The sequence below is a fragment of the Rothia sp. HMSC062H08 genome, assembly GCF_001810775.1.
Lineage (GTDB): Bacteria > Actinomycetota > Actinomycetes > Actinomycetales > Micrococcaceae > Rothia.
This window is the reverse complement of record NZ_KV802672.1, coordinates 1-233: the sequence shown is the minus strand read 5'-3', so window position 1 is coordinate 233 and position 233 is coordinate 1. Positions and strand designations below refer to the sequence as shown.

Here is a 233-nt window from a genome sequence, read left to right as displayed (position 1 = left end):
TAAAGACCCTGAATATACAGGTAGAACTCATATTCTTCTGCATCTTCTGTTACATATTTGAATGCGTAGGAGCAGTCACCGGTCTGGATTGCGTAGTTGTGCGCAACTACCCAGTCCTTCATCATGCGGTAGAGGCCTTGTTCAGTCTCAGGGTACTGTGCGGGTTCCTTGCGGGGTTCCTGGACGTTCTGCGCAGGACCGTACTCGTCGGCTTTGCGGTACTCTCCGTCAGG

The 233-nt window shown here is 51.9% G+C and carries 1 protein-coding gene; it reads right to left on the bottom strand.

Annotated elements, in window-relative coordinates; all coding sequences use genetic code 11:
- Nucleotides 1-233, bottom strand: a 233-nt coding sequence (locus tag HMPREF2765_RS09280; protein WP_246824941.1) for a DUF6318 family protein, incomplete at both ends; no start/stop codon positions are given.